The organism is bacterium, from assembly GCA_020440705.1.
Lineage (GTDB): Bacteria > Krumholzibacteriota > Krumholzibacteriia > LZORAL124-64-63 > LZORAL124-64-63 > JAGRNP01.
Window position 1 is genome coordinate 1 of record JAGRNP010000053.1, and the last position, 25,936, is coordinate 25,936.

General features: G+C 70.0%; 22 protein-coding genes, 1 other RNA gene and 1 pseudogene. 21 read left to right on the forward strand and 3 right to left on the reverse strand.

Annotation, left to right across the window (positions count from 1 at the left end):
* The 18 genes and pseudogenes from KDM41_09600 to rseP all read left to right on the forward strand — a co-directional run.
* Positions 1–250 (forward strand): hypothetical protein (locus KDM41_09600; protein MCB1183680.1); only part of this gene is annotated, 250 nt, incomplete at its 5' end.
* A 348-nt stretch (positions 251–598) separates the two neighbouring features.
* Complete coding sequence (locus KDM41_09605) at positions 599–994, forward strand: ribonuclease HI family protein (GenBank protein ID MCB1183681.1); 396 nt, start codon at positions 599–601, stop codon at positions 992–994.
* Between the two features lie 53 nt (positions 995–1,047).
* An RNA gene (gene rnpB, locus KDM41_09610) (RNase P RNA component class A) lies at positions 1,048–1,440 on the forward strand.
* A gap of 157 nt (positions 1,441–1,597) precedes the next feature.
* A complete protein-coding gene (recJ, locus tag KDM41_09615) occupies positions 1,598–3,436 on the forward strand; it encodes a single-stranded-DNA-specific exonuclease RecJ (protein ID MCB1183682.1) in 1,839 nt (612 codons plus the stop codon).
* Positions 3,437–3,474: 38 nt separating this feature from the next.
* Positions 3,475–5,637, forward strand: coding sequence for a bifunctional (p)ppGpp synthetase/guanosine-3',5'-bis(diphosphate) 3'-pyrophosphohydrolase (locus KDM41_09620; protein MCB1183683.1), 2,163 nt, complete (start codon positions 3,475–3,477; stop codon positions 5,635–5,637).
* Position 5,638: 1 nt separating this feature from the next.
* The gene (gene dtd, locus KDM41_09625; GenBank protein MCB1183684.1) at positions 5,639–6,100 is read left to right on the forward strand and encodes a D-tyrosyl-tRNA(Tyr) deacylase; all 462 of its coding nucleotides are present in this window, start codon (positions 5,639–5,641) and stop codon (positions 6,098–6,100) included.
* The gene (gene maf / locus KDM41_09630) at positions 6,093–6,752 is read left to right on the forward strand and encodes a septum formation protein Maf (GenBank protein ID MCB1183685.1); all 660 of its coding nucleotides are present in this window, start codon (positions 6,093–6,095) and stop codon (positions 6,750–6,752) included. The genes dtd and maf overlap by 8 nt, the downstream gene beginning before the upstream one ends.
* Positions 6,749–7,834, forward strand: coding sequence for an S-methyl-5-thioribose-1-phosphate isomerase (gene mtnA / locus KDM41_09635; protein ID MCB1183686.1), 1,086 nt, complete (start codon positions 6,749–6,751; stop codon positions 7,832–7,834). Before maf ends, mtnA begins: the two co-directional genes overlap by 4 nt.
* A gap of 324 nt (positions 7,835–8,158) precedes the next feature.
* Complete coding sequence (rplM, locus tag KDM41_09640) at positions 8,159–8,587, forward strand: 50S ribosomal protein L13 (GenBank protein ID MCB1183687.1); 429 nt, start codon at positions 8,159–8,161, stop codon at positions 8,585–8,587.
* A 67-nt stretch (positions 8,588–8,654) separates the two neighbouring features.
* A complete protein-coding gene (rpsI, locus tag KDM41_09645) occupies positions 8,655–9,041 on the forward strand; it encodes a 30S ribosomal protein S9 (protein ID MCB1183688.1) in 387 nt (128 codons plus the stop codon).
* 240 nt (positions 9,042–9,281) lie between these two features.
* Positions 9,282–9,962: pseudogene (gene rpsB, locus KDM41_09650) on the forward strand (30S ribosomal protein S2).
* 279 nt (positions 9,963–10,241) lie between these two features.
* Positions 10,242–10,835 (forward strand): translation elongation factor Ts, encoded by a 594-nt coding sequence (tsf, locus tag KDM41_09655; protein MCB1183689.1) that lies wholly within the window; start codon positions 10,242–10,244, stop codon positions 10,833–10,835.
* A 99-nt stretch (positions 10,836–10,934) separates the two neighbouring features.
* The gene (locus tag KDM41_09660) at positions 10,935–11,645 is read left to right on the forward strand and encodes a UMP kinase (protein MCB1183690.1); all 711 of its coding nucleotides are present in this window, start codon (positions 10,935–10,937) and stop codon (positions 11,643–11,645) included.
* Position 11,646: 1 nt separating this feature from the next.
* Positions 11,647–12,204, forward strand: coding sequence for a ribosome recycling factor (frr, locus tag KDM41_09665; protein MCB1183691.1), 558 nt, complete (start codon positions 11,647–11,649; stop codon positions 12,202–12,204).
* 30 nt (positions 12,205–12,234) lie between these two features.
* Positions 12,235–13,092 (forward strand): isoprenyl transferase, encoded by an 858-nt coding sequence (locus KDM41_09670; protein MCB1183692.1) that lies wholly within the window; start codon positions 12,235–12,237, stop codon positions 13,090–13,092.
* The gene (locus KDM41_09675; GenBank protein MCB1183693.1) at positions 13,089–13,979 is read left to right on the forward strand and encodes a phosphatidate cytidylyltransferase; all 891 of its coding nucleotides are present in this window, start codon (positions 13,089–13,091) and stop codon (positions 13,977–13,979) included. The genes KDM41_09670 and KDM41_09675 overlap by 4 nt, the downstream gene beginning before the upstream one ends.
* A gap of 67 nt (positions 13,980–14,046) precedes the next feature.
* Entirely contained in the window at positions 14,047–15,255 is a 1,209-nt protein-coding gene (gene dxr / locus KDM41_09680) for a 1-deoxy-D-xylulose-5-phosphate reductoisomerase (GenBank protein ID MCB1183694.1), read from the forward strand.
* A gap of 9 nt (positions 15,256–15,264) precedes the next feature.
* The gene (rseP, locus tag KDM41_09685; GenBank protein MCB1183695.1) at positions 15,265–16,677 is read left to right on the forward strand and encodes an RIP metalloprotease RseP; all 1,413 of its coding nucleotides are present in this window, start codon (positions 15,265–15,267) and stop codon (positions 16,675–16,677) included.
* Between the two features lie 13 nt (positions 16,678–16,690).
* Here rseP and KDM41_09690 read toward each other — a convergent pair whose 3' ends face one another.
* Positions 16,691–17,113: a hypothetical protein gene (locus KDM41_09690; protein MCB1183696.1), complete on the reverse strand. Its 423-nt coding sequence runs from the start codon at positions 17,111–17,113 to the stop codon at positions 16,691–16,693.
* A gap of 87 nt (positions 17,114–17,200) precedes the next feature.
* Between KDM41_09690 and KDM41_09695 the strand changes: the two genes are divergently transcribed.
* From KDM41_09695 to KDM41_09705, 3 genes are read left to right on the forward strand one after another with little or no spacing between them, the layout of a single operon-like run.
* The gene (locus KDM41_09695) at positions 17,201–19,372 is read left to right on the forward strand and encodes a BamA/TamA family outer membrane protein (protein MCB1183697.1); all 2,172 of its coding nucleotides are present in this window, start codon (positions 17,201–17,203) and stop codon (positions 19,370–19,372) included.
* 8 nt (positions 19,373–19,380) lie between these two features.
* Positions 19,381–23,241, forward strand: coding sequence for a translocation/assembly module TamB domain-containing protein (locus KDM41_09700; protein ID MCB1183698.1), 3,861 nt, complete (start codon positions 19,381–19,383; stop codon positions 23,239–23,241).
* 35 nt (positions 23,242–23,276) lie between these two features.
* Positions 23,277–24,767 (forward strand): hypothetical protein, encoded by a 1,491-nt coding sequence (locus KDM41_09705; GenBank protein MCB1183699.1) that lies wholly within the window; start codon positions 23,277–23,279, stop codon positions 24,765–24,767.
* 6 nt (positions 24,768–24,773) lie between these two features.
* On the opposite strand, the gene KDM41_09710 is transcribed toward KDM41_09705, so the two are convergent.
* Both KDM41_09710 and KDM41_09715 read right to left on the reverse strand, forming a co-directional pair.
* On the reverse strand, positions 24,774–25,169 hold the full coding sequence (locus KDM41_09710) for a hypothetical protein (protein MCB1183700.1): 396 nt from the start codon (positions 25,167–25,169) through the stop codon (positions 24,774–24,776).
* Positions 25,166–25,936: hypothetical protein (locus KDM41_09715; GenBank protein ID MCB1183701.1), on the reverse strand; the 771-nt coding region annotated here is incomplete at its 5' end. The genes KDM41_09710 and KDM41_09715, both read right to left, overlap by 4 nt.

Genomic DNA, 25,936 nt, shown 5'->3' on the forward strand with positions numbered 1-25,936 from the left:
CGACCACGAGGTCGAGATCGCCCGCCTGCTGGCCCTGTTGCCGCCGGCGGTGCGGCGGCACGTGGAGCGCCTGCACGGGGGCGGGCGCCGGGCCGTGGTGTGGGTCGCGGGCGGCGCCTGCGGCGGCTGCTTCGGCCAGCTCCCGGCCCAGCAGGCCATCGACGCGGACAAGGGCAAGAGCCTGGTGCGCTGCGCCGGCTGCGCCCGCTACGTGGTGCACCGGCCGTGGAACGCCACGGCGAGCTCCTGACCGGACAGCCAACGGAGCGGCGAGGCGAGCGACATGACACCGGCGAATCCCGAAACCCTGACCGACCTGCTGCGGACCCTCGAGCGCAGCGGCGAGCTGCGCTCGCTCGCGCGCGAGTGCGGGCTCTCGGTGCGGGAACTGCGCCGCCGCCTGTCCATCTGGCGGCGGGAACTCGCCGCCGAGGACGAGGACGGGGAGGAGCCCGCCGCGACCGACGGGGCGACCGCCGACGGGACGACCCGGCCCGCCCGGGGCAAGGACGCGTCGCGGCGCAAGGGCGGGCGGGACTACCCTCCGCTGACGCCGGCCGGCGAGCTCCAGACCAGCCCGGTCGGCCATCCCCGCGACGTGCTCGAGGTGCACACCGACGGCGCCAGCCGGGGCAACCCCGGCCCGGCGGCGATCGGCGTCGTCTTCCAGTTGAAGGGCGGCGAGAAGGTGGCCGAACTGCGCGAGGCCATCGGCCGGGCCACCAACAACGTGGCCGAATACCGGGCCATCGTCGCCGCCCTGGAGCACTGCGCCCGCTGGGGCGTCAAGCGCGTCCACGTGAAGATGGACAGCGAGCTGATCGTCCGGCAGCTCAACGGCTCGTACCGGGTCAAGAGCCCCGACCTGCGGCCCCTCTACCAGCAGGTGGTCTTCCTGGCCAAGAACTTCAACGACTTCCGCGTCAACCACGTCCGCCGGGCCGACAACGCCCACGCCGACGCCCTCGCGAACCGGGCCCTGGACGACGCCTGAACGGCGTGAATTCCGGTGACAGCGGCCTCCTTTCGCATTATGATGTCCCGGTGAGAAGTCGGGGAGGCGATCGCGTGCCTCCCGAATCCTGGATTGCGGGAGGTTCGAGGAAAGTCCGAGCTCCACAGGGCAGGGTGCTGGTTAACGGCCAGGGGGAGTGATCCCACGGAAAGTGCCACAGAAAAGATACCGCCACGGGTCGGCTCGCCGGCACGGGGTAAGGGTGAAATGGCGAGGTAAGAGCTCACCGCGCCGCCGGTGACGGCGGTGGCAGGGCAAACCCCACCTGGAGCAAGACCAAATAGTGGAGGATGAGACGGCCCGTCTCGTTACGACTCCCGGGTAGGTCGCTGGAGGCCGTCGGCAACGGCGGTCCGAGATACATGATCGTCGCCGTGCCGTTCGCGGTGCGGCAACAGAACTCGGCTTACGACCGGCTTCTCACGTCTAGACCGCAGCCGATGCGCCGTCCGCCCCGCGGTCGGCCCGTTCCCGAGCGGAGAGGCGTGATTTTTCGTGGCAGCCACACCCGGCAGAGATGAATCCGCAGCCGTCGGGGCCGACGACAGCCCCTGCAGCCGTTCCGGCGTGCCCGATGATCCCGTGCGCACCGGCGTCCTGTCGGGCCGCCCCTGGGCGGCGACGTACGCCGTGCAGGAGGGCCTGGCCGAGCGCATCCGCCGCAAGGTGCCGCTGCAGTTCCAGGTTTCGGACTGCCTGCTGAACGTCCTTGCGGGCCGGGGCGTGACCGGATCCGACGAGCTCGAGCGCTTCTTCTATCCCTCCCTCGACCAGCTCCACGATCCGTTCCTGCTCCAGGAGATGGACCTGGCCGTGGCGCGCATGATCCAGGCCGCCCGCGACGGGGAGCGCGTGGCCATCCACGGCGACTTCGACGTCGACGGCATCACCGGCAGCGCCCTGCTCTTCGAGACCCTCAGCGCCCTGGAGGTCGACGGCTCGCGCCTGGCGCCCCAGCCGGCCTTCATTCCCGACCGCGCCACCGACGGCTACGGCGTGGCGGCGCGCAAGGTGCGCGAGTGGGCCGGCGACGGCGTGACCCTGCTGGTCACGGTCGACACCGGCGCCGCGGCCATCGACGAGATCTCCCTGGCCCGCGAACTGGGCATGGATGTCATCGTCCTGGATCACCACATCTTCGAGGAGCGTCCCGCCGCCACCGCCCTGGTCAATCCGCGGCGCGACGGGGCCACCTACCCCAACGGCGAACTGTGCGGCGTAGCCGTCGCCTTCAAGTTCGCCCAGGCCCTCAAGACGAAGCACCCCGGGAGCCTGCCGGACGACTTCCTGACCTCGGTCCTCGACCTCGTCGCCATGGGGCTCGTGGCCGACCAGATGGCCCTCGTGGGCGAGAACCGGGTCCTCGTGAAGAAGGGACTCGAGCGCTTCAACGACCGCGCCACCATCCGGCCGGGGCTGGCGGCCCTGCTCTCGGTGGCGGGACTCGACCGCGGCTTCCCCGTCACGACGGGCGACTTCGCCTACCAGCTCGCGCCGCGCCTCAACGCCTGCGGGCGCATCGGGCGGGTCATGTCGGCCCTCGAACTGCTGCTGACGCGCGATCCGGACCGGGCCCGGCTGCTGGCCGAGGAGGCCGACCGCACCAACAACCGCCGCAAGGAGCAGGACCAGCTCCTGAAGGAGGAGGCCATCGACATGGCCGTGCCCTACGTGCAGCGGGGCGACCCGGGCCTGGTGCTCGCGTCCAGCTCCTGGCACAAGGGCATCATCGGCATCGGCGCCGCGCGCCTGGTCGAGCAGTTCCAGCTGCCGGTGGTCCTCATCTCGGTCGAGGGGATGGAGGCCCGCGGCTCGGCGCGCTCGGTGCCCAACGTCGACGTGAAGTCGCTGCTCGACCGCTGCGGCGACCACCTGCTGCGGCACGGCGGCCACGCCCAGGCCGCGGGCATGACCCTGCGCGCCCGCGACCTCGACGCCTTCCGCGAGTCGTTCCTCGAGGCCCTGCGCACCGGGCCCCAGACCGGCCCGGTGCCCGAGACCTACGACCTCGACCTCGACCTGAAGGTCATGAGCGCGCGCGACGTGGCCCGGCTGGTGAACGAACTCGAGCATCTCGAACCGTTCGGCTCGGGCAATCGCAAGCCGGTATTCCGCTGCCGGGGCCTGCGCCTGCAGCGCCCGCCGACGCAGCTCTCGGGCGGCGCCCACCTGCGCTTCGCCTTCCGCGGGCCCGCGCGCCCGCGCGAGGAGACGCCCGCCCTGAGCCGGGAGTTCGTCTCCTTCGGCAGCGGCGACGCGTGGCGGCGCATGCTCGACGAGCGGGGGCTCGGCGCCCAGGACCTGCTCGACCGCGACTGGGACATCCTGTTCCAGATCAGCCGCAGCACCTTCCGTCCGCGCAGCGGGAACTACGACCCCGTGCAGCAGCTGCTCGTGGACATCCGGCCGGGCGGGCAATGAGCCGCCTGCCGGCAGCGGAACCGGTCGACCTCCGGGCCATGATGGAAGGCCTGTGGGAGACGGTCCGCAGCTACAATCCGCAGGCCGACGAGGACAAGCTCTGGTTCGGCTTCCGCTTCGCGAAGGATGCGCACGAGGGCCAGTTCCGCAAGTCGGGCGAGCCCTTCTTCGCCCACGCCCTGACCGTGGCCACGATCCTCGCCGACCTCCGCCTCGACGTCGACACCCTCATCGCCGCCATGGTGCACGACGTGGTCGAGGACACCTCCTACGAGATGGAGGACATCCGCCAGCGCTTCGGCCAGGATGTCGCCCACATGGTCGACGGGGTGACGAAGATCTCGGGCATCCGCGCGGTGAACAAGGACGCCCGCAAGGCCGAGACCTACCGCAAGCTCGTCCTGGCCATCGCCCAGGATCCGCGCACCGTGCTGATCAAGCTGGCCGATCGCCTGCACAACATGCGCACCCTGAGCTACCTGCCGGCCGAGCGCCAGCAGGACATCGCCCAGGAGACCATGGACGTCTACGTGCCCCTGGCCAACCGCTTCGGCATCGCCAAGATCAAGTGGGAACTCGAGGACCTGGCCTTCAAGACGCTGCAGCCCGAGCGCTACTTCGAGATCGAGTCCGGCATCAGCCAGACGCGGGCCGAGCGCGAGCGGCTCATCGAGAAGATCGCCCGCCCGCTGAAGGAGGCCCTGGACGAGGCCGGCATCCGCTGCCGCGTGACCGGGCGGCCCAAGCACTTCTACTCCATCTACCGCAAGATGAAGGAGCAGGAGATCGGGCTCGACCGCGTCTACGACCTGCTCGCCGTGCGCGTCATCGTCGACACCAAGGCCGACTGCTACCACGCCCTGGGCATCCTGCACTCGCACTTCCCGCCCCTGGCCGACCGCATCAAGGACTACATCGCCACCCCCAAGCCGAACCTCTACCAGAGCATCCACTCGACGGTGCGGGTGCCCGGGGGCAAGTTCATCGAGGTGCAGATCCGCACCGAGGAGATGCACGAGCGGGCCGAGCTGGGCATCGCCGCGCACTGGCGCTACAAGGAGGGCGGCGGCGCGGACAAGGCCGACCTGGCCGAGATGGTCAAGTGGCTGCGCCAGATCATGGAGTGGGAGGAGGACGTCGACGACGCGCGGGAGTTCATGGAGACCCTCAAGGTCGACTTCTTCCGCGACGAGGTCTTCGTCTTCAGCCCCGGCGGCGACGTCTTCCAGCTGCCGCGCGGCGCCACGCCGCTCGACTTCGCCTTCACCATCCACTCCGAGGTGGGCTTCCGCTGCATCGGGGCCAAGGTGAACGGCCGCATCGTCACCCTGCGCTCGGAGCTGCACAACGGCGACACGGTGGAGATCCTCACCAGCAAGACGCCCAGCCCCAGCGCGAGCTGGCTCGAAGTGGTCAAGACCAGCCGCGCCAAGCACCACATCCGGCGCTTGATCAAGGCGACCCAGTTCCAGGAGAGCGTGCGCCTCGGGCGGGACATCCTCGACCGCGAGCTGAAGCGCGCCCACACGGGCCGCAAGGTCGACGAGCTCCTCGACGTGGCCCAGCAGATGGGCTACGACGAGCTCGACAAGCTCCTGGCCGCCGTGGGGCGGGGCGAGATCACCCACGGCAAGGTCGTGGCCCGGGTCACGCCCGAGCCCGAGTCGCCGGCCGAGAAGGTCTTCGCCAAGGGGCGCGAGCTCTACGACACGCTGCTGCGGCGCACCACCTCCGGTGTGCGGGTGGCCGGGGTCGACAACCTCATGGTGAGCTTCGCCCGCTGCTGCCAGCCCATCCCGGGCGACAGCATCGTCGGGGTGATCACGCGCGGGCGCGGGGTGTCGGTGCACCGGGCGGGCTGCACGAACCTGAGCGACCCGAACCTCGGCCCCGAGCGCCTGATCGACGTCGTCTGGGACAGCGCCCCGGACCAGACGTTCATGGTCAAGCTCATCATCACCGCCAACGACCGCAACAACCTGCTGATGGACATCTCCAACGTCATCAGCCTGACCAACACGAACATCAGCAGCGGCGAATTCTCTGCCGAGGACGACCTGGCCAAGGTCACCCTCGTGGTCGAGGTGAAGAACCTCAACAGCCTCGAGAAGATTCTCAAGGCGATCCGCAAGGTGCGCGGCGTGCAGAACATCGAGCGCTTCCAGCTCGGCGGCGGGCCCGTGGCCGGGGGGGACGACTGAGATGCGGTGCGTGGTGCAGCGGACCACCGGCCCGGCCCGCGTCACCGTCGCCGGCGACGTGACGGGGGAGATCACCGCGGGACTCGTGGTCCTGGCCGGGTTCGCCCCGGACGACACCGAGGCCGAGCTCGCCTGGATGGCCCGCAAGCTGCCCCGGCTGCGCATCTTCCGCGACGACGAGGGACGCATGAACCGGGCCCTGGCCGACGTGGGCGGCGGCATCCTCCTCGTCAGCCAGTTCACCCTCTACGGCGATTGCCGCAAGGGGCACCGCCCGAGCTTCGTCGGCTCGGCGCCGCCCGACGACGCCCGGCGCCTGTACGAGCGCTTCGCCGCCCTGCTCCGCGCCGAGTGGCCCGACGTGGGCGAGGGCGTCTTCGGCGCCATGATGGAGGTCCACCTCGTCAACGACGGACCCGTGACCCTGATCCTGGAGCGGGAGGCCGCGTCCGCCGATGACTGACCCGGCCCTGATCACCCCCTTCGTGCCCTGGCCGGACGGCCTGCGGCTGGTGCTCGCCTCGCGCTCGCCGCGGCGCTCGGAGCTGCTGCGCACCGCCGGCATCCCGTTCGTCTGCGATCCGGCGGGCGACGTGGAGGAGGCCCTCGCCGCGACCCTGGCCGCCCGCGGCGCCGCGCCCGACTTGTACGCCCGGGAGCTGGCGCGGGTCAAGGCCGCCGACGTGGCCGACCGGCGTCCGGGCGACCTGGTGCTGGGGGCCGACACGGTGGTCGTGCTCGACGGGGACGTGCTGGAGAAGCCGCGCGACACGGCCGAGGCCGAACGGCTCCTGGCGCGCCTGTCCGGCCGCCGGCACACGGTGATCACGGCCATCGCCCTGGTCGGCGGGGCGGCGGGCCGGCCGGGCCGGCTGGCCCACGAGAGCACCGGCGTGCGCTTCCACACCCTGGACCCGGCGGCCGTCGCCGGGTATGTTCGCTCCGGAGAACCGATGGACAAGGCCGGCGCCTACGGCATCCAGGGCCTCGGGGCCCTCATGGTCGCGGGCGTGGACGGCTGCTACTTCAACGTCATGGGGCTGCCCCTGGCCCGGCTGGGCGCCATGCTGCGCGGGGTCCTGGGGGGCGGCGACCCCGGCGAGGAGACGCCATGACCAGCCTCCCGTTCCCCTTCCCGGTCGTCGCCCGCGACGGCGACGAGGTCGTGCTCATCGATCAGACCCGGCTGCCGGACGAACTGGCGTGGCGCCGCTGCGGCGACATCCCCTCCCTGTGCCGGGCCATCGTCGAACTGGCCGTGCGGGGGGCGCCCGCCATCGGCGTGGCCGCCGCCCACGGGCTGGCCCTCGCCTGGACGCTCGTGCGGCGCGAGGTCGGCGACGACCCCGGGGCCATCCTGCCGGGATTCCGCGCCCATCGCGCGGCCCTGGCCGGCACCCGGCCCACGGCCGTGAATCTCTTCTGGGCCCTGGACCGCTGCGGCGCCCTGGCCGAGGGGTTGGCCGCGTCCGGCGCCGACGCCGGGGCCATCGAGGCCGCCCTGCTGGCCGAGGCCGGCGCCGTCCGCGACGAGGACGTCGACATGTGCCGGCGCCTGGGGCGCCACGGGGCCGAGCTGCTGCCCGACTTCGCCACCGTGCTCACCCACTGCAACGCCGGCGGCCTCGCCACCGGCGGCTACGGCACCGCCGTGGGGGTGGTGTACGCCGCCCGCGAGGCCGGCAAGTCGGTCCGGGTGTACGCCGACGAGACCCGCCCGCTGCTGCAGGGCGCCCGGCTGACGGCCTGGGAGCTGCAGAACCAGGGCGTCGAGGTGACGGTCCTCTGCGACTCCGCCGCGGCCACGATCCTGCGCGAGGGTCTCGTCGACGCCGTGATCACCGGCGCCGACCGCATCGCCGCCAACGGCGACGCCGCCAACAAGATCGGCACCTACCCGCTGGCCGTCCTGGCCGACCGCCACGACGTGCCCTTCTACATCGCGGCTCCGGCGAGCACCTTCGATCCGGACACCGCCGACGGCGCCGGCATCGCCATCGAGGAGCGCGACCCGGACGAGGTGCACCGCTGGCGCACCGAGCGCACGACGCCGCCGGGGGTGCTGGCGCGCAATCCGGCCTTCGACGTGACGCCGGCCGAGCTGATCACGGCCTTCATCACCGAGCACGGGGTGCTCCGGCCGCCCTTCGACCGCAGCCTCGCGCCGGTGCTCGACCGTCCCGGCAGGCGCGCCTAGCCGCCTGCAAACAGGGGTTTTCCCCGCCCGGGCGTCCTTGACAAAGCCGGGTCCGTTTGCTAGTTTTCCCGTCCTGCAATGGCTGCCGGGGTCCGGATTTACCCGATTTTCGCCGGATCGCGCCGAAGCGGATTTGTGGACGATTCGCTGCAAGCTGCTGCATCAAAAGAACTTGAAGAATCCGTCGGCGATCACTCCGGGATGGAGGCAGGGCGCGTGCGCCTTTTTGTCGTTCCGTCTCCGACAGGATGGCCCGGATCCAGGCGGCGGTGCGCACCGCCCCGGTGGACGGCCCGGAAGACGGGCTGACGAGGAGAAAGTCTCTTGAAGACCTACAGCATGAAACTGGACGAGATCGCCAAGGACTGGCTCGTGATCGACGCCGACGGCGTCGTGCTCGGGCGGCTCGCGACCCAGGTGGCGACCTTCCTGCGCGGCAAGCACAAGCCCACGTTCACGGCCCACCTCGACATGGGGGACAACGTGATCGTGCTGAACGCCGCCAAGGTCAAGCTGACCGGCCTGAAGCGCGAGAAGAAGGTCTATCTGCGCCACTCCGGCTACGTCGGCGGCCAAAAGGCCACCCCCATGAGCCGCCTCATGGAAAATCGGCCCGAGGACGTCATCATGTCCGCGGTGAAGGGCATGCTGCCGAAGACGCGTCTCGGCCGCGCCCAGCTCAAGAACCTGCGCGTGTACGCGGGCGCCGAGCACCCCCACGGTCCCCAGCAGCCCAAAGTGGTCGAGCTGTAGACTGTTTTCCCGGGAAGGGCCGGCGGTGCCGGTCCTCGCAACGATCTGCTAAGCTGGAGGATCTGTCTTGGAAGAAAGGTACTACGCCACGGGCCGACGCAAGACCGCCGTGGCCAGGGTCTGGCTGACCCAGGGGTCGGGCCAGATCAGGATCAACAACCGCGAGGTCCAGGAGTACTTCGGTGAGGCCGTGCGCGAGCAGGCCCTCATGCCCCTGATCAGCCTCGGCGTCGAAGGCGAATTCGACGTCTGGTGCACGGTCAAGGGCGGCGGCACCTCCGGTCAGGCGGGCGCCCTGCGCCACGGCCTGGCCCGGGCCCTGGTCGTCGCCAACGAGGACTACCGCAAGCCCCTGCGCAAGCGGGGCTACCTGACCCGTGACTCCCGCATGGTCGAGCGCAAGAAGTACGGCCAGCCGGGCGCGCGCAAGCGGTTCCAGTTCTCCAAGCGCTAGTCGCCGGCGACGGCCCCCCGGGGTCGTCCCGCGCCCTGGCGCCGCGAGTGGCCGGGCCTCGTCCCGGCGAGACGAAGTCGGATCGGCCCCTGCCCGCATCGGGTCGGGGCCGGCTCCGCGAAATACACACCCGGTCGGAGGAGGGGGAATTGGTGGCACCTGCCGAATTCCGCTTCCGGTGTTTTTCCGCCTCCGTCGAAGACCGGGGAGGACCAACCTGAATGTGATGGGAGACCAGACATGGCCAACGTCGGACTGAAGGACCTGCTCGAGGCAGGCGTCCACTTCGGGCACCAGACCCGCAAGTGGAACCCCAAGATGAAACCCTACATCTTCATCGCCCGGGGCGGCATCTACATCATCGACCTGCAGCGCACCCTGAAGGCCCTCAACGAGGCCTGCGAGTTCCTGAAGAAGGTCTCGAGCAAGGGGGGCACGGTGCTCTTCGTCGGCACCAAGAAGCAGGCCAAGGTCGCCATCCGCGAGATGGCCGAGAAGGTCGGCATGCCCTACGTGACCGAGCGCTGGCTCGGCGGCATGCTCACCAACCACCAGACGATCTACAAGAGCGTGCAGAAGCTCGAGGAGATCGAGGCCATGATGAAGGACGGCCGGATCGAGAACTTCTCCAAGAAGGAGCAGCTCGACCTGAGCCGGAAGTTCGAGAAGCTGAACACCAACCTCGGCGGCATCCGGAACATGAAGGGCGTGCCCGACGCCGTCTTCGTGGTCGACACGGCCGAGGAGGAGACCGCCGTCCGCGAGGCCGCCAACCTGGGCATCCCCGTCATCGGCATCGTCGACACGAACTGCGACCCCACGCTGGTGCGCTACCCGATCCCGGGCAACGACGACGCGATCCGGGCCATCACGCTCTTCACGCGCACCGTGGCCGGCGCCATCGAGGAAGGCCGCCGCATGAAGGGGGAGGGCAAGGAGATCGGCGCCGCGAGCGTCGACATGGCCGCGCCTCGCGCCGGCGCCGCCGCCGCCAGCGCCACCCTCGACGGCGAGGACAGCAAGGTCGAGACCAAGGACGCCGCGGCCGCGTCGCCGTCCGAGCAGGCCTGAGACGGCCCGCGTTGAATTCCGGGGCCCGGCCCGCACCGGGTCGGGCCCCGTCGCCCGCATCACGCCCCCGCTGCGGCGGGACCATCAACTGACCGCCGGCCCCCGGGGGCCGGGAAGGGACTGAGAGTCATGGAAATCACCGCGAAAATGGTCAAGGAGCTGCGTGAGACCAGCGGCGCCGGCATGATGGACTGCAAGAAGGCGCTCTCCGAGTGCGGCGGCGACATGGACAAGGCCATGGACTACCTCCGCACCAAGGGCATCGCCTCGGCTGCGAAGAAGGAGGGCCGGGCCACCAGCCAGGGCCTGGTCGGCAGCTACATCCACATGGGCGGCAAGGTCGGCGTGCTCGTCGAGGTCGCCTGCGAGACCGACTTCGTGGCCCGCACCGACGACTTCCAGGAGTTCGTCAAGAACGTGGCCATGCACATCGCCGCCGCCAGCCCCATCGCGGTCACCCGCGACGAGGTCGATTCCTCCCTCATCGAGAAGGAGCGGGAGATCTACCGCGACCAGATGAAGGAGCAGAACAAGCCCGCCGAGATCATCGACAAGATTGTTGAAGGCAAGGTGGACAAGTATTACAGTGAGATCTGCCTCATGGAGCAGAAGTACGTGAAGGACCCGGACCTGACGGTGGAGGACTACCTCAAGTCCATCATCGGTTCCCTCGGCGAAAACATGCAGATCAAGCGGTTCGCCCGCTACCAGATCGGCGGTTGACGCACAGGACCACGGCCCGGGCGCTTTCGCCCGGGCTTTTTTTTGCCCGGCGGTCGCAGTGCGGCCGGTGACCGGCGAGCACGGAAAGGGAATCCGCCAGTGAAGTTCACGCGCATCCTCCTGAAGCTCAGCGGCGAAGCGCTGATGTCCGACGGCGAGCAGTACTGCCACGAGAAGCTCAGCGGCCTGGCCCAGGCCATCGCCCGGGTCACCCAGATGGGCGTCCAGGTGGGGGTCGTGGTCGGGGCCGGGAACATCTTCCGGGCGCGGTCCGCCAACCTGCAGATCGTCGACCGCGTCACGGCCGACAACGTGGGCATGCTCGCCACGATCATGAACGCGGCCATCCTGCGCGACTACCTGCGCGGCGAGGGTCTGCGTTCGCGGGTGCTCAGCCCGCGCGAGCAGCGCCCCCTGACCAAGAGCTTCGCCCGCGACGAGGCCCTCGAGCTCATGAACCGGGGGCACGTGCTCATCTTCGCCGGCGGCACCGGCAACCCGTACTTCACCACCGATTCGGCGGCTGCCCTGCGGGCGCTCGAGATCAGCGCCGACGCGCTGCTCAAGGGCACCCAGGTCGACGGCGTCTACGACAAGGATCCCCACGCCCATGCCGACGCCGTCCGCTACGACGAACTCGACTACAGTCGGGTCATCGACGAGCGCCTCGGGGTCATGGACCTGACCGCGGTGACCCTCTGCGCGGAGCAGGGGTTGCCCATGTTCGTGTTCGACATTTCCGATCCCGAGAGCCTGGTGCGCGTCATCGCGGGTGAGCAGCCCGGAACCTGGATCAAGAAGGAGTCGTAGAATGAGCGCCGAAGTGATGGAAACCACCGAGATGTCCATGGCCGAGACCGTCGACACGGTCAAGCACCGCCTGGGCAAGATCCGCACCGGCAAGGCCACGCCGGCGATCCTGGACGGCGTGAAGGTCGAATACTACGGAGCCCCGACGCCCCTGAATCAGCTCGCCACCGTGACGGTGCCCGAGCCGCGCCTGCTGACGGTCAAGCCCTTCGACCGCTCGGCCATCGGCCTGATCGAGAAGGCGATCCAGGGGGCGAACCTGGGCTTGAATCCGTCCAGCGACGGCATGATGATCCGCATCCAGGTGCCCGAGCTGACCGAGGAGCGCCGCCGCGACCTGGGCAAGCAGGCCCGCGAGTTCGGCGAGGAGGGCAAGATCGCCGTCCGCAAGGTGCGCCAGGAGGCGAACGACGCCCTGAAGAAGGAACAGAAGGACGGCGACATCACCGAGGACGACCTGCACCGCGAGAAGGAAGAGGTGCAGAAGCTGACCGACAGGTACTGCGCCGAGGTCGACACGATCGTGGAGGCCAAGCACCGCGAGATCATGGAGCTCTAGGCTCCGGGGCCCGAGGACGGAAGCGACCCGATGGCGACCCACGACCTGGACATCCTGACCGGACTCGGCGACGACGCCCTGCTGGCGGCGGTGCGCGACGCGGGCAATGTGCCCCGGCACGTGGCCGTGATCATGGACGGCAACGGGCGCTGGGCCCGCAAGCGCTTCCTGCCCCGGGTCGCCGGCCACCGCGCGGGGCGTCACGCGGTCAAGCGCTGCGTCGACATGTGCGGTCGCCTCGGGGTCGAGGTCCTCACCCTGTACACCTTCAGCCAGGAGAACTTCAACCGGCCCGAGGCCGAGGTGAAGGCGCTCTGGCATTTCCTGCAGGAGACCCTCGGCGCCGAGCGCGACGAACTGGCCCGCCAGAACGTCCGCCTGCGCGCCAGCGGCGACCTCGAGCAGCTGCCGGCGCGGGCGCGGGCCGCCCTGCAGGAAGCCGTCGACGCCCTGGCCGTCAACACCGGGCTGGTCCTGAACCTGGCCCTGGCCTACGGCGGCCGGCAGGAGATCGTGCGGGCCGCCCGGGAGGCCGCGCGCCGCGTGGCCGCCGGCGAACTGCGCCCCGAGGACATCGACGAGGACGTCATCGCCGCCGGGCTGCACACGGCGGGCCTGCCCGATCCGGACCTCGTCATCCGCACCAGCGGCGAGGCCCGGCTCAGCAACTTCCTGCCGTGGCAGTCGGCCTACTCGGAGCTGCTGATCACGCCGGTCCTCTGGCCCGACTTCGGCGGCCGCGACCTGCTGCTGGCCGTGGCCGACTACCAGAACCGCGAGCGCCGGTTCGGGGCCCTGCCCGAGGCCGCCCCGACCGCCCCGTCGGCCGATGGCGGCTCGCTCCTGGATCCGGCCCGCTGGAAGCGCCTGCTGAAGGTCAACCCGTGACCGACGGCAGCCGGCAGGCCGAATCCGCCACCGGACCCGCTCCCTCCACCGGACACCGCTTCCTGCGCGCGGGGATCCTGCCCCGCGTGGCCGTGACCCTGGTGGGCGTGCCCTGCCTGTACCTGATCACCCGCCGCGGCGGGCTGTTCTTCCTCCTGCTGGCCGACCTGATCATCCTGCTCGGGCTGCGCGAGTTCTACATCCTCATGAAGGCCAAGGGCTACCGCCCGTTCGAGGTGCTGGGCTACTTCTGCGCCATGGCCCTCAGCTGGTACGCCTGGCAGCGGGGAGTCGTGATCCCGCTCATCCTGACCGGCAGCCTGCTGCTGATCATGGGCCGCGAGATCTTCCGCCGCGACATGAGCCAGAGCCTGGCCCACATGGCGATCACGGTGTTCGGGATCATGTACGTGGGCTGGCTCGGCAGCCATCTCGTGATGCTGCGCGAACTGCCCGCCTCGGTCGGCATGGACGACGCCATGGGGGCCCGCCTGGTGTTCTTCGCCGCCCTGGTGACCTGGGCCACCGACACCGGTGCCTATCTCTGCGGCGTGGCCCTCGGCCGGCACAAGCTGATCCCGCGCATCAGCCCCAACAAGACCGTCGAGGGAGCCGTGGGCGGGCTGGTGGCGGCCGGCCTCGTGGGCTGGCTCTGCGCGCGGGGCGTGACCCCGTTCCTGACGCCGGTGGCGGCGACCACCGTCGGCGTCTTCGCCGGCCTCATGGCCCAGGTGGGCGACCTCGTCGAGTCGCTCATCAAGCGCGACGCCGGCATCAAGGATTCGGCCGAGCTCATCCCCGGCCACGGGGGCGTGCTCGACCGCTTCGATTCGCTGCTCTTCACCGTGCCGGTGCTGTACTACTACTTCCGGTTCTTCATCGTCTGAGGGAAGGAGGGAGCCCACCGTGACCCACCCGCAGCCCGCCGGCAGCCTGTATCCGTGCGGACGCCCCCTGCAGACGTGGCCGACGCCCCTGCGCCTGGTCGTGGCGGGCGCCACCGGCTCCATCGGCGAACAGACCCTCGACCTCGTGGCGCGTCATCCGGAGCGCCTGCAGGTGGCCGGCCTGGCCTGCCGCGGACGCGTGGCGGAGCTTTCCCGGGCGGTGGTCGCCCTGCGCACCCTGCAGCCCGACGCGCCGGCGCCCCTGGTGGCCGTGACCGATCCGGACGCGCACGCCCGGGCGGCGGCCGACCCGGTGCTGGCGCCGCTGCTGCTGCCGGCCGGGCCCGACGCGGTGGCCGGCCTCGTGGCCGCGGCCGAGGACGCCCACTGCCTCGTGAACGGCCTGGTGGGCGCGGCGGGCCTGGGGCCCACCCTGGCGGCCGCCCGCCGCGGACTGCGCATCGCCCTGGCCAACAAGGAATCCCTCGTGGTGGGGGGCGAGCTGGTGGCCCGGGCCGTGCGGGAGGGGGGTGCCGAGGTCCTGCCCGTCGACTCGGAACATTCGGCCATCGCCCAGTGTTTGAGCGGGCGCCGCGAGGACGAGATCGCGCGCCTGATCCTGACCGCCTCGGGCGGCCCCTTCCGCGAGACCCCCGCCGCGGAACTGGCGCAGGTGGGCCTGGAGCGGGTCCTGGACCACCCCACCTGGAACATGGGGCCCAAGATCACGGTCGATTCGGCCACCCTGATGAACAAGGGTCTGGAGGTCATCGAAGCCCATCACCTCTTCGGCCTGGACTACGACCGCATCGACGTGGTGGTGCATCCGGGCTCCATCGTGCACAGCCTGGTCGAGTTCGTGGACGGGGCCCTGCTGGCCCAGCTCGGGACGCCCGACATGCGGGTCCCCCTGCAGTACGCCGTCAGCGGCGAAAAGCATTGGCCGTTGGCCACGGGAAAGCTAGATTTGGTGCAGACCGGAACGCTCCGGTTTGAGGCGCCGGACCGGGAACGGTTCCCCTGCCTGCGCCTGGCCGAGGCGGCCGGGCGGGCCGGGGGCGCGGCGCCCATCGTGCTCAATGCGGCCAACGAGATCGCGGTGGCCGCGCTGCTGGCCGGACGGATCCGGTACGCGGACATCCCGCACGTCATCGAGAATTGCCTGACGGCCCTGCCCGACGCCGCGGTCCCGGACCTGGCGGCCGCGCTGGCCATCGACGGAAAGGCCCGCAGGGAGGCGGACGGTCAGGTCGACCGCATCGCCGCCGCGGGATAGGGTGCCAACTTGCCGAGCAATCTGCTGATCACCATCTTCGCCTTCGTGCTCACCCTGGGCCTCGTGGTCATCGTCCACGAACTGGGGCACTTCCTCTTCTGCAAGCTCTTCGGCGTCTACGTCAAGACCTTCTCCATCGGCATCGGGCCGAAGCTCGTGCGCCAGCGCTGGGGCGAGACCGAGTACGTGCTCTCGGCGATCCCCTTCGGCGGCTACGTCAAGATGGCCGGCGAGGGGCTCATGGAGGAGATCCAGGACACCGGCACCTGGGAGGAGCGCAAGTACCCCATGGGCACCGAGCAGGGCAACGCCGAGGCCGCGGGCATGGACGACCACATCCCGCCCGAGCGCCACTTCCACACCCGCCCCGCCTGGCAGCGCTTCCTGGTCTTCGTGGCCGGGCCCCTGTTCAACCTGGTGCTGGCCTTCGTCATCTACACGCTGCTGATCCTGGGCAACGGCCTGCAGACGATCCCCTTCACGCGCCTGGGCGAGGTCACGGCGGGTTCGCCGGCGGCCGAGGCGGGGCTGCAGGTCGGCGATCGCCTGCTGATGGTGGACGGCCAGCCGGTGGAGATCTGGTCCGAGGTGATCAACGGCCTGGTGCCCGAGGCGAACGTGGCCGCCGGGCAGACGCCGCCGGTGCGGGTCGTGTACGAGCGCGACGGCATGCAGGGCGAGACCACGGTGGCGCCCCGCTTCGACCCCGAGCGAAACGTCTGGGACCTCGGCCTCAGCCCCTGGAACACGACCGTCGGCCTGGTGCAGAAGGGCGGCCCGGCGGCCGACCTGGGCCTGCGCCAGGGCGATGTCATCCTGCGCGTGGCCGGGCAGGCGGTGACCTCGTTCGGGGCCATCGCCGACCGGATCAACGACCGTCCCGACGAGGAGGTCCTCGTCGAGTGGGAACGCGGCGGCCAGCCCATGAGCGGCACCGTCGTGCCCGAGCTGACGGAGATCGCGCCCGGCGAGTTCAAGGGGCGCATCTTCCTCGAGCCCTTCTTCGGCTACCAGAAGGTCGGGCTGGGCGAGGCCATGTCCCTGGGCTACGAGCGCACCATGGGCACCATCCGCATCACCGCGGGCGTGCTGCAGAACTTCGTCAGGCGCGAGCTGGGCCTCGACGCGGTGGGCGGGCCGCTGCGCATCGGCCAGGCCGCCGGCGAGATGCTGCGCTGGAGCTTCTCGCACCTGATGTACTTCGTCGCCTTCTTCAGCATCAACCTGTTCCTGCTCAACCTGATGCCCATCCCGGTGCTGGACGGGGGGCACGTCCTGTTCCTCTTCATCGAGGTGCTGCGGGGCGGCCGGCCGGTGCCGGAACGGCTGCAGGCGATCGCGACCCAGGTCGGCCTGATCATCCTGCTGCTGTTCATGACCTTCGTGGTCGTGCTGGACGTGTGGAAGGTGACCGGCCACTAGGTCGCGGCGGGCGTCATTCCCCGCCGGCGGCGGTGGCGGCGCTGTCGGGGTGGGCCGGGCGGCCCGGATCGGGCAGGGGCCGGTCGAGCCGGTCGGCGGTCGGGTCGCGGCGCAGGGAGTCGTGCTCGGCCGCCATGACGCGCACGAGCAGGGCGTGCAGGCCCTCCGCCCGGAACGGGTCGGTGGGCAGGCCGTCCAGCAGATCGACCTTCACGCTGTCGCCCCAGGCGGCGGCCAGGGAATCGAGGAGGGCCGTTCCGCGCGGGCGGTCGACGAGGGCCAGCGAACGGGCCCGTTCGAGGGTGACGACCCGTTCCACGTAGAGGCGCTCGCCGGGCGTCAGCTCGGCCAGATCCAGATCGACCGAGCGCTCCTCGCAGCCGAGGGCGGCGAGGAGCAGCAGCGACGCGGGGAAGAGGTGGCGGCGGAATTCCATACCCCCTCTAATAGCATCGCCGGCCCGAAAGTGCCAAGGATTTCGGCCCGCCGGCGCCGGACCGGCAACCGGGCGGAGAGCGACCACGTGCAGAAGCAGCGACGGGCAGCGGAATCGACCCAGGACGGCGCGGCGCCCCGGCGCCGACGCGGTCCCGCGGCCGGTTCTGGTCGCGTGCCGACGGCCGGACCCGCCCTCGCCGTCGTGGTGGCCTGCGCCTGCGCGATCGCCCTGGCCGTGCTCCCGGCGCGGTCCGCCCGCGCCGACGAGGAGCTCGACTACGGCCTCGAGACCCACCGTCTCGGGGGCATCGTGATCAACGGCAACGAGACCTTCTCCACCGGCGAGCTGAAGAACCTGCTGCGCATCCAGGAGGCGAGCTGGACGCGGCCGCTGCACATCCCGCGCTACCAGCCCCATCTCGTCGACACCCAGGTGCGCCTGCTGGAGACCTTCTACCGCAACCGCGGCTTCCACCAGGTGAGCGCCCGCCTCGATTCCATTTCGCCGGTGCCGGACGAGGGCGACTACCTGCACATCACCATCGTCGAGGGGCCGCGCACGTTCATCCGCAGCGTGCGTTTCGAGGGCAACGAGCCCGTGCCCGAGGCCAAGCTGCGCGGCGTCATGCGGCGGCTCGAGGGCTCGCCCGCCCCGGCCGACCGCAACGCCTACGGCGGCGACATCTATGCCCTGCTCTCCCTCTACCGCGACGAGACCTTCCTCGGGGCGACCATCGTGCCCGAGGTGACCATCGAGCCGTACGAGGACGAGTCGGCCTTCGCCGCCGACGTGCTGTACCACATCACGCCGGGCCTGTCGCGCTCGGTGGGGGACGTCGTGCTGACGGGCAACGCCTTCACCCACGACAACGTGATCACCCGCGACCTGCAGTTCGCCCCGGGCGATCCGCTGCATTGGAACCACGTCGAGGAGTCGCGCCGCCTGCTGCTGAATTCGACCCTGTTCCGCGACGTGGTCATCGTGCCGGTGCGCAGCGACTCGGTCACGGGCGTCACCGATCTCGAGGTGCAGGTCATCGAGCGCAAGCCGGCCTTCTACGAGCTGGGCGTGGGGGTGGGAAGCCTGGAGCGCGTGCGCGTGCTCGCCGCCTGGGGCCACCACAACCTGTGGGGCACGGCCCGACGTTTCGAGGTGCGCGGCCGCGGCTCCTGGAACCTCGAGGACGTCATCGACTACTCGCCCAGCTTCGACCAGGGCCAGATCAACTACCGCGCCGACGTGCGCTATGTGAACCCGCGCCTGCGCGACAGCCGCTACAGCTTCGACGTCGAGCTCTACATGAAGCGGGAGACGCGCGGCGAGTCGGGCCTGAACATGTTCGCCTACGGTACGAACATCGGCACCTCGTGGCAGGCCAGCCGGCGCGTCCGCAACCGGGTCTACTTCGGCTACAAGGTGACCGACCCCGAGGTGCACCCGCTGGCGCCCCAGGACCTGAAGGACCGCTTCGCCGAGATCGATCCCGGCTCGGACCATGTGCGCTCGCTGAACTGGGCGCTCTTCATCGATCATCGGGACGACATCTTCCGGCCCACGACCGGCATGTACACCGTGGGCACCCTGCAGATGGCGGGCGGGCCCCTGGCCGGCGACTACAGCTTCTTCAAGTGGACCGCCTCGTGGCACAACTACGAGCGGGTGGCCTTCGGCGGCGTGCTCGCCATGCGGCTGAAGGTCGGCGGCACGCGTCCCTACGGCAGCTCGCTGGACCGGGGGCCGGACGGCGTGCCCTACGACGACCGCTTCTTCGCGGGCGGCTCGAGCACCGTCCGCGGCTACGACCAGAACTCCCTCGGGCCGCAGGTCAGCGACCAGGACGAGCTCGACGACCTGAACTTCTCGTCGGACGTGCTGCTGCCCGACAATCCGGCCCGCGGCGGCAACTACCTGCTGCTGACCAACCTCGAGTGGCGGTTCCCGCTGCCGGTGCTGCGGAAGTGGAAGCTGGCCAGCGTGTTCTTCTTCGAGGGCGGCAACGTCTGGGAGCAGATCGCCGACGTGCGCATGCGGGGCTTCCGCCTGACGAGCGAGCCGGGCGACCCCACCGATCCGGCCTCGACCAAGGTGTGGGACTACCGCTGGAGCTACGGCACGGGCGTGCGCCTGGACACGCCGGTCGGCCCGGTGCGGGTCGACCTCGGCATCCCGCTCAAGCGGGTGAACTACGTGAGCGACACGCGCAACTACCAGGACCCGAAGATGGTCTGGCACTTCTCCCTGGGGTATCCGTTTTGAGACGCTGGGTGCGACCTTCCCGACTGCCGCTGCTGATCGCCTGGCTGGTGATCATCGGGGTCGTCGTGTATGTCGGCTCGCACCCGCGCCTGGTGGCGCCCTACGCGTCGGGTCTCGTCAGCCGGCACCTGCTGCGGATCGACGACGGCGGCCTGCGCGTGCGCGACTTCCGCGTGCGCGCCTTCGAGGGCATGGACCTGTACGGGGTGTCGCTCACGCTGCCCGGCGGCTCCGGAGGCATGACCCTGGTCTCGGTGGACACGGTCGAGGTCGATTTCGGCCTGGCGCAGGTGCTCGGGGCCGTGCCCCACGTGCGGCGCGTGACGGTGCGCCGGCCCGAGGTCTACTCCATGGCCGGCGTGGACACGGTCACCGCCGCGGGCGAGCCCGTCACCGAGATCGAACTCGGCCTGCCGCGGCTGCTGATCGACCACCTCGTGGTGCGCGACGCCTTCCTCGAGTTCAGCGGACCGGACGGCCGCCTGCAGGAGCGCATCCCGCGGCTGGACTGGGCCGGCTCGCTGCAGACGGGCAAGCAGGTGCGGGCGGTCATGCGCGGGGTCGACGTGGACTGGGAGACCCACGGCAGCCGCCTGATGGACATGCGGGGCGAGGTCTTCATCGACCCGAAGGGCATCACCGCCCGTTCGGTCACCGGCCTGTTCAACGACCACTTCGTGCGCGTGGGCGGCTACCGCAACTGGGACAAGGCCATGCGGCTGCAGGTCGAGGGCGTCGACGTGAGCGTGGCCGAGGTGGAGAACCTCATCGACCAGACCATCGGGTTCAAGGCGCGGGGCGACATCGTGGGCACCTTCACCGCCGACGCCGACACGCTGCTCTACGAGGGCGTCTTCACCGGCGAGCTCGAGGGCTACACCATGGAGAAGCTGGCCGGGCGTGCCCTCATCAAGGGGTCGCTGGTCGAGTTGGACGGCCTTTCCGGCGAGATCAACGGGGCCTCGTTCACCGGCCGGGGAACCTTCGACGTCGCGGACTCCGACAACGTGAAGTTCATCCTCGACGGCGACGTGGCCAACGTGGACATGTCGCGGGGCCTCGTCCCGGGCGAGGAAGACCTGCCGGTGACCGACGGCCACGGCAGCCTCCGCATCGAGCACACCGACCGGCCCCTGTGGACGCGGGTCTCGGGCGTGATGTACGACGGCGTCATCGAGATCGTGCCCTTCGACACCTGCTACGTGGACGTGGAGGCCTACGCCGACACGGTCGTCTTCAAGCGGGTCGAGGTCTTCCACAACGACCTGCACGGGCTCCTCGAGGGGCTCAGCGACCGCGCCAAGGTCTTCCACGGCGACCTGAGCCTCAACTCCGAGAACCTCGCCACGCTGCCGGCCGAGTGGGCGTGGCCGCCCCTCGCGGGCCGCGCCAACGGGCAGGGGCGGCTGCTCGGGCCCCTCGACGACCTGGTCTTCACCGGCGACCTGAGCCTGTACGGGTTCGGCCTCGAGCCCCTCTCCGCCGACGAGGCGGATGTGCACCTGCGGGTGGGGGACGCCCTGGGCGATCCGGACTTCACGGTGGACATGCGGGGCCGCGGCCTGGCCGTGGGGGGCGTCGACCTGGGGGACTACGCGGTCCGGGGCGCGGCCTCGGCCCATGCCGCCCGCGTCGACACCTTCCGCGCCGCCCTCGGCGACACGGCGGTCCTGCTGCGCTTCACGGCCGACTTCTCCGATTCGGTGAACAACCTCGCCGTGGCCGAACTGGAGATCGACCTGGAGGGGACGCGCTGGTCCCTGGCGGATCCGGTCGACCTGGCGGTCGGCGACGGGATCTTCACCATGGGCCGGCTGCGCCTCGGCTCGGAGCAGGGGGAGGTCAGCGGCTCGGGCGTGTACCGACGGGGCGTCGAGGTCTCGGGCGGGCTGGTGTGCGAGGGCTTCGATCTCGGCCTGCTGAATCCCTTCGTCGAGACCCGCGATCCGCTCACGGGCACCCTCACCGCCGCCCTCACCGCCGGCGGCGATCCGGACGAGCCGTCGATCCGCCTCGACGGGACCCTCGTCGATGCGCCCTTCGTCATGGCGCGGGTCGATTCCCTGGCCCTCACCGCGGCCTACCAGGGCGGCACCGTCGAGATCACGGATCTCGATCTGCAGAGCGAGTTCGGCCGCGTGCGCGGGCGCGGGATCGTCGCGCACGAGGGGGCGGGACCGGCCGACTTCTGGCCGGGGGCCGACCTCGACCTCGAGCTCACGTTCACCGAGGCGGACTGGGCCTTCCTGGAGCAGTTCCGGCTGCCCGCCCTCGATCGTCTCGAAGGTCGCTTCGACGGCCAGGTGCGCGTGGTCGGCTCGACCTCCGAACCGGTCATCCGGGGCAACCTGTTCAGCTCGCCCTTCAACATCCACTGGCTGCACCTCGACGAGGTGCAGGGCGAGATCTTCGTCGACAGCCGCGAGATGGTCCTCGCCGACGTGCGCGGCCACAAGGAGGACCTCGCCCTGACCGGGCGCATCGAGGTGCCCCTGGTCTTCGATCTGCTCAGCGAACCGGTGGCGCCCCTGGACGGCCCGTTCTACATGCAGTTCAGCATCCCGCGCGACACGAAGCTCGATGCCCTGGCCCGGGCCACCAACGCCTTCGTCACCGCCAGCGGACGCGGCGGCGGCGACGTGGTCATCGCCGGCCCCCTCGAACACCCCTTCTACCAGGGCGAGATCGAACTCAGCGACGTGGGCTTCGTGCTGCGCGACCTCGCCGAGGTGTACCGGGAGGCGTCGTGCCGCGGCGTCCTCAGCGGGGACCGGCTCACCCTGACCGACATCCGCGGGCGCGAGGGGCTGCGGGGCGGGTTCACGGGCGAGGGCACCGTCACCTTCAGCGGGCTGGCCGTCGAGACCTTCGACCTGCGCCTGGTCCTCGACCGCTTCCTGTTGGCCTCGATCCCGGACCTGCGTGTGGTCGCCAGCAGCCGCAACGCGCGCATGGTGGGCGTCACGGTGGGGCCGGACAGCGTGCTGGTGCCCAAGTTCCTGGGCGACTACACGGTGCACAAGGCGCGCTACACCGGCGACTTCGCCGAGAACCAGGGCGGCGTCGATCCCCTGCTCGGCACCGTGGCGCCCGACTGGCTGGCCGACCTGAACCTCCACGGCGACCCGCGCGTGGCCCACATCGTCAACCGCGAGATGGACCTTGTGCTCGGCGGCGACATGACCCTCGTGCGGACCGAGGCCGGACTCTACATGCGTGGTTCGCTCGACGTGAACAAGGGCGACCTGATCGTCTTCAACAACAAGTTCCAGGTGCAGCGCGGCCGGCTCGACTTCAGCCAGGAACTGGGCTTCGATCCGCGTCTGGACATCGACGCCCAGACCAAGTACCGGCTGCGCTTCGCCGGCTCGAGCAACTCGGTGATCGAACACATCGGCGTGCACGTCGCGGGCCGGATGTCGAATCCGGAGGTGCAGTTCTCCAGCGAACGGGGCTACTCGACCGAGGCGATCCAGCGCATGCTGCTCGGCCTCGAACCCCACGCCACGCCCGAGGGCGACTCGCGGCGCCTGGCCAACAGCTCCATCTCGGCCGGCTTCAACCTGCTCGAGCGCGAGATCGCCCGCGAGGTCGACATCGTCGACACCATCGAGATCGATCAGATCCAGCGCCAGCGCGACACCGGCGATGCGGGCCTCGATCCCCTCATCGGCGTCGGCAAGTACATCGGCTCGGATCTCTACCTGAAGTACGCCCAGGGCATCCGGGGCATGGACGACCTGGACATCATCGTCGAGTATCAGATCAACCAGCACCTGCTGCTGCAGTCGGAGGTGCGACGACGGCTCGACGAGAACCAGGGCGAGTCGACGTACAACCTGGACCTGAAGTATCGCTTCGAGTATTGAGGGGCGTCGGGGGACGTCCGGACAAGGGGGACCACATGAGGAATTCGGCACGATGCCGGCTGCTGCCGGTCGTTTTCATGGTCCTGGCGGCGTCGTCGCCGGCGATCGCCGTGGATGCCACGGAGCCTGTCTGGTCGATAGGTCCGGATTGGCACGCCTCCTTCGAGTCCGTGGACGGGTCGGCATCCGCGTACATACAGGTGCTGTCGTCAGAGACCGTGGCCGGAGGAGTCGCCCGCGTGATCCGGACGACCGAGTGGCTCGATGCTCCCCACGTCCGGGACCGGACCTTCATCGAGGGCCCCGGGGGCGGCGTGTGGCTGCACAAGGTCGTCGACCACACGACGGGTGAGACCACGGTGTACGACCCACCCCTGTACTGCCTGCCTCCCCGGAGTCTGCCCGGGACGGCCTGGGACGTGCAAACGACGAAGCACGTGACCTGCGCCGGTGTCACCCGGTCGCAGACGGAAAACCACGCCGTGCTCTGCGATACGATGACGGTGGTGTCGCCGGTGGGGACTTTCGCTTCATTCTGGCTGATGGATACATCGGAGAATGGCGATCCACTCGCGGACGTCTTTCTGGCGCCGGGCGAGGGTTTCGTCGCTTTCGATTCGGCGGAGACATCGCGGCAGTACGTTCTGAACGGGTCAACGCGTCACGGTTGGCCCCCCGGATTCCCGGCCGGCCAGGTCGTCCCGCTGCGCTTCGCCTGGCCCGACGGCGCCGAGTGGGTCGTGCAGACCGTCACGTCCGTCGAGCAGGAAATCGGGAGCGCCATCGACACGCTGTCCACCCCGACCGACTACGACATGGCTGTCGCGCATCTGCCCGGCGGTGTCGCCGTCAGCCAGTCCGGTGTGCGGGGGCCGGAGGGGCCCTCTGTCGCGGCGGCGGCGGATTCGGCGACCCGGGCCGTCGAGGACGCGATCGCTTCGATGCGGATCGACCTGAACATCGGCTACGATGGCCGCTTTCGGGGCCTGATGCAACCCGCGGACGTGGCAGCGCGCCTGGAGAAGATCATGGGGCTGGCCGACGATCCGCTGATTCCTCCGCGGATGCAGACCCTGGTCAGGTCGCTCTACCAGGGCGTCGGGCCCGCCGAGATCGAGGATCGGCTCCGGACCGAGTGGAGCTACCTGGTCTCGGCCTGGGCGGGCCGGAATCTCGCCGTGGGGGAGTCGGTGATCGTGCCGACCGAAATCACGCACTTCCTGACCGGCGAGTTGCACCCGGCCACGTTGATCCTCTCCCTGGCGCGCCTGGTGCCCTGTGACGAGGCGGGCAACGCGCCGGATTGCGCCGAGTTGCACCTCGTCACCTGGCAGGTGCAGGGCGGCCACGCCACCGATTCGGTGCAAGGGGGCGTCGTGCTGGTTTCGGAACCGGACGGACTCGTGCCGCACCGGATGACCCTGTACGAGAGGTACCGGTCAGAGCAGAGCCGAGCGGCGGAAATGACCGGGTTGAACCGGCAAACATGGTATCGATTCGGCACCGGCTCCCGCGGAGGGCGTTAGCGCGGGCTACGGGGATTGGGCCGGCGCGACGGTTACGTCGAGATGGCCCCGCGGCGACTCTTCCTCGAGTTCGTCCCGCGCGACCGCGGAGACGTGCCACACCCCGTCGCCGAGGTCCAGCTGGAACTCGGTCGGTCGCCCGCTCGGGATGAATGCGGACCACACCGAGGCCTGCGCCAGGCCCCCCTCGGGGGTGGCCGTGAACCGGATGGTGACCCTGTCGCCGTCGGGATCGTCGACCAGGACCGTGCACGCCACGCCGAGGGCGGTGCGTTCGCCGGTCGAAGAAAGAATCGGCGTTCCCGGCGCCGCGTTCTCGAGAGGGAGTTTGGCGCAACCGGTCCCCAGGAGCAGTAGGGCCAGGCAGGCGGTGGCGGACCCGTTGATTCGCGTGCTGCTCATCGCAACTCCACTCCCAGGAAGTACTCCGGCGAGGAACCGGTCATGCGGCTGTCGAAATCGAGGTCGGTGACCTCGAAAACGATCTCGTCGTTGAGGACATGGATCAGCCCGGCGCCCCCCGCGATGCGCACCGGCCCGGTCGACACCGACACCTTGACACCGGCCTCGACGGCGAGCTTGAAGGCGCTGCCGTGGAAGTCCTCGTTGTCGATGTCGATATTCAGGCGGTGCCAATGGAACCGTCCCCCGGCGTAGGGAGCGACGAGGAGGACATTGCCCACGCGAAGATTGAGGTCCATCCCGATGGGGACGGCGACGGTGACCAGGGAAGCGTCCAGCGGCGGGTACGACTGGACCCCCGGCGTTTCCCAGTTCAGCCGGTACGTGGACTGGCCCCAACAGAAACCGAAGTAGCTGCCGAGGGAAATGGTCCGATCGGCCCGGCCGCCGCCGTAGCCGACGAGGCGCCCGCCGACGTAGAGGTTGGGCCGACTGGAGACGAACCGGGTTTCGCCGCCGATGTCGGCGGTGGTGTCGATGGCGAGCTTCAGGTCCAGGACATTCAGGCCGAGGAAGGGCCCTCCCGCCGGCGGACTATCCTTGGCCGGATCACCCGCGGCAGGACCGGCGACAGCCAATGCGATTCCGCAGAGGACCGTCGCGAAGACTGCACCCATCGACTTCGAATGGTTTCGAGGCATGTTCCCTCCATTGCTGGCGCCGCGCGGCCTGGCCCCCACCAGACGCCGCGGGTGCTGCGACAGTAG

What these genes read in the sequence shown, in the direction of transcription:
- KDM41_09620 (MCB1183683.1), top strand. Translation starts at nt 3,475, where the DNA reads ATGATGGAAGGCCTGTGGGAGACGGTCCGCAGCTACAATCCGCAGGCC.
- dtd (MCB1183684.1), top strand. Translation starts at nt 5,639, where the DNA reads ATGCGGTGCGTGGTGCAGCGGACCACCGGCCCGGCCCGCGTCACCGTC.
- maf (MCB1183685.1), top strand. Translation starts at nt 6,093, where the DNA reads ATGACTGACCCGGCCCTGATCACCCCCTTCGTGCCCTGGCCGGACGGC.
- mtnA (MCB1183686.1), top strand. Translation starts at nt 6,749, where the DNA reads ATGACCAGCCTCCCGTTCCCCTTCCCGGTCGTCGCCCGCGACGGCGAC.
- tsf (MCB1183689.1), top strand. Translation starts at nt 10,242, where the DNA reads ATGGAAATCACCGCGAAAATGGTCAAGGAGCTGCGTGAGACCAGCGGC.
- frr (MCB1183691.1), top strand. Translation starts at nt 11,647, where the DNA reads ATGAGCGCCGAAGTGATGGAAACCACCGAGATGTCCATGGCCGAGACC.
- KDM41_09670 (MCB1183692.1), top strand. Translation starts at nt 12,235, where the DNA reads ATGGCGACCCACGACCTGGACATCCTGACCGGACTCGGCGACGACGCC.
- KDM41_09690 (MCB1183696.1), bottom strand. Translation starts at nt 17,113, where the DNA reads ATGGAATTCCGCCGCCACCTCTTCCCCGCGTCGCTGCTGCTCCTCGCC.
- KDM41_09705 (MCB1183699.1), top strand. Translation starts at nt 23,277, where the DNA reads ATGAGGAATTCGGCACGATGCCGGCTGCTGCCGGTCGTTTTCATGGTC.
- KDM41_09710 (MCB1183700.1), bottom strand. Translation starts at nt 25,169, where the DNA reads ATGAGCAGCACGCGAATCAACGGGTCCGCCACCGCCTGCCTGGCCCTA.